Below are 3,416 nucleotides of genomic sequence, written 5' to 3' on the forward strand. Positions count from 1 at the left end.
TACGACGAAGCAACCGCCTGGTCACACCGCACCCAACCCCTCGCCGCTTGACACCTAAGCTCCTGGGATGTCTTTGCCCCCCGGACATCGAAGGTGTGCAGCCACCCCGAGTCGAGGTCGAACACGCGCAGGACGCCGTTCCGGCCGAACGACGCCTCGAGGCGGCCGGAGTGCATCAGCCTGCGCTCGACCGACTCGCCGGTGCGCACGTCCCAGACCTGAAGTGCGAGATCGAGCTTCTCCGGCGCGTAGAACGTGTTGTACGCGGCGGCGAGCCAGCGGCCGTCGGCGGAGAAGGCTAAGGCGCGTAACCCGTCACCCGCGTTGCTGAGTTCGCTGGGATTCCCGGCGCGCAGACGACGAAGGAGCCCGCCGCTGCCGATGTCCCATACCTCGACGACGTTGGGCTTGCTCTCCCACGCCGCGATCCGGCCGTCGGCGCTCAGCTGCAGCGTGCCGCCACGGGTCACCCTGCTGGGAAACTGGCGGATCTCCGCGCCGCTGCGTAGGTCCTCGACGTGGACCTGCTTATCACCCTGTTCGGAGAAGTAGACCAGGGTGCCGCCGTCGCGGCTGACCGCGACGGCTGTCATCGGCAGCCCGGAGGAGCCGCTGTGCTCCGCCACCTCGCCCGAACCCGCCTGGATGTGGCGCTCGACGTACTGGTTGGCCTCCACCGCGCGGATGAGAGCCTGTACCGACTCGGGCGTGCCGTTGATCTGGTTCGCGTACAGGGCCAGTTGAGCCGCGCTGCGCGGGTCGTCATCGGCGATCTGCACCGAGCGCGCTGCCAAGGCCTGGGAGTTGGACACGCGCGCCCGGTCCAGAGCTTCTCCGCGCTGGCGCCAGCCGTACGTCACGACGCCCACGAGCACGGTCATCATGGTCCCGACCAAGAGCAGGGCCAGCACCCGGTAGCGGATGCTCGCGTGGACGAACCGTTCCTGCGTCTCCTCCAGCGGAGGGTAGGTTCGCGGGTCCGCCCGCCACCGGGGCAGCACCCGGCGCAGGTCGGCCAGGCGCTTGCCGTAGTAGAGATAGGACATCTTGGCGCCGTTGCGCCGCCAATCCTCGGCGTCCAGGAGCAGCTGGCTGTAGAGCGCGTGGTCGGCCAGATCGGCCTCCAGCCACGACTGCAGACGCGGCCAGGAGCGCAGCAGCGCGTCGTGGGCGATCTGCACGGAGTTCTCGTCCACGACGATCAGCCGCCGGTGCGCGAACGCCTCGATCACCCGTCCGGCCGTGGACGCATTCCCCTCGTCGGGGGCGTGGAGGTCGGGCAGGCGCACGGTCCGGCGGGACAGTGCCCCGTCCTTCGACACCAGCGTCAGTCGGCGGAAGATCTGGCGCGTGGCGTCCTGACCTCCGGCGGGCAAGTCCGTGTACGCCGACTCGGCACTTGTGGCCACGGCGTGGGTGACGCCGCCGGTTCGGCCATAACCCCTGCTCGTCAGCGTGTTGCCTTCGCGGTGCTCCCACGTCGTCAGCATCGCTTGGGACAGCAGCGGAAGGCTGCCCGCGCTGTGGCCGCCGTCGGGCGTGGACAGCTCGGCCAGGATGGCGTCGATGAGCCCCGGTTCGATGATCAGGTTTGCTGCGTCCGCCGGGCCGGTCATCGCCCGTCTTAGCCCGTCTGGGCTCAGCGGGCCGACGATGAACGGGGCGGCCAGTGCCGCCGCCAGTTGCGGGTGGTCGGCGCAGCGGTCGACGAAGTCGCCGCGCACCGCGACGATGACCAGGGCGGGCGCCGGCTCGTCCGCCGCGGCTGGTGTCGCGGCCGCGTGGAGTGCCGCGACGAATGCGGCCACCTCACCGGCGGCGTCGCCGGGCGAGCTGAAGACCTGTTCGAACTGGTCCACCACCAGCACCAGGCGGGGCGCGGCCTGGGCCGGGACGCCACGGCGGGCCGCGTCCGCTTCGACCGCCTGCCGGACGAGGAGCCGCACCTGGCCGGGCTCGGCCATCAGGCGGTCGCGGATCGCGGCACCGTCCAGGTTCGCCATCGCGCCGAGCAGGATCGACAGGCGCGCCAAAGGGGAGTTGCCCGGCGCGTCCATGACGTGGCGCGGCCAGTCCCGCGCCTCCTCTGCCAGTTCGCCACGGGCGATGGCCGGCATCAGGCCCGCCCGCAGCAGCGACGACTTTCCCGCACCCGACGCACCGGTAACGATCAGCAGGCCGGGGTCGGTGATGCGCCGCGAGACGGCGGTAACCAGCTGGGCGGTGTCGACCTCGCGCCCATAGAAGACGGCGGCCTCCGCCTCGTTGAAGTACAGCAGCCCCCGGTAGGGGCAGTCCTTCCAGGCGGCCGTCGCCTCCGCGTGCCCGGCCCGCGGCCGCGCGTGCCGCTCCAGGGCCGCGACCTGCTCCATCAGCAGCCGGGTGTCGGTCGCCTGACGGTACTGCAGGTCGACCGCGAGCTGGAGCACCCCGTTCTGCTCATCGACGCTCTCGCGCAGCCGCCGCAGCTCCCCCGCCGCCTCGGTCAGGACGAAGCCGAACTCATCGAAGTCGGCGCCGAGCCGCGCCAGGCCGTCCGTCATCCGGCTCTGCAGGTCCCGGTCACCGGTCCTGACCGCGGCCTCTAAGGCGGCTCCGACCAGTCCCGCGGTGCGGACCAGCTCGGAGATCTCCTGGCGTAATTCCCGCGCCCGTTCGTCCCCGGTTTGCAGGGCGTCCCGGATTTCGCGTTCCAGGACGATTTCCACTTGTTCAGCAGTGGGCGTTTCGCCTGATTTCGCGACGCGCGCGATACCGGCTTTGACGACGTCGGTCAATATGTTTCCGCCGACCGAGGTGAGCGCGCCGACCGCTGCGGCGGCCACGGCCGATCCGCCCAGCGCCGGCAGCAGCAGCGGGCCGAGTGCGCCCGCGCAGAGCATCGCCATCAGCGTCGGGGGCGACCATTTACGCAGACCCCGACCAGTTCCGGTGACTATCCGGGCCACTCGGGCACGCACACCGTCGCGCATCGACTCGGATTCTTCGCTCCGCTGCCGATGGGCGTCGTCATCCGTCGCCATGAACCTTCCCGGTACGTCGACAAGGAGCGATCAGTCCGGCGTGCAATTGGCTCACCGTGCGGAGCCGTCTCGGTTATGACGGAATATACCCCACAATGGCGTTCGCGACGGGCGATTCGAAACGCGTCGAACAATACGGAAACGCCACTAGCCTCGATCTTTCATGAGTCAGGTGTGGTCGTATGGCGACCACACCTGACCTTGTTTTTCGTGGGTGTCCATGCTCGCGACCCGACTGTCGCGCTGGGGGGCGGGTTCCACGGGCCCGAGTGGTCTCCTTCCAGGGGTTATCGGGACGAGTTGATACTGGTCAAGGTGATGTACCCCGGCTTTCGTGGAGTCGCCTTGGTTGACTTACATGCCTGCGCCCCCTTCAGGAGAGGCCGGCATGGC

General features: G+C 69.5%; 1 protein-coding gene. It reads right to left on the minus strand.

Annotation, left to right across the window (positions count from 1 at the left end):
- On the minus strand, nt 1-3,023 hold a 3,023-nt coding region (locus ACSDR0_RS49815), incomplete at its 3' end, for an nSTAND1 domain-containing NTPase (RefSeq protein WP_435295997.1).
- Between the last annotated feature and the right edge of the window lie 393 nt (nt 3,024-3,416).

The sequence above is a fragment of the Streptosporangium sp. G11 genome (assembly GCF_051192615.1).
In the GTDB taxonomy this organism is placed as follows: domain Bacteria; phylum Actinomycetota; class Actinomycetes; order Streptosporangiales; family Streptosporangiaceae; genus Streptosporangium.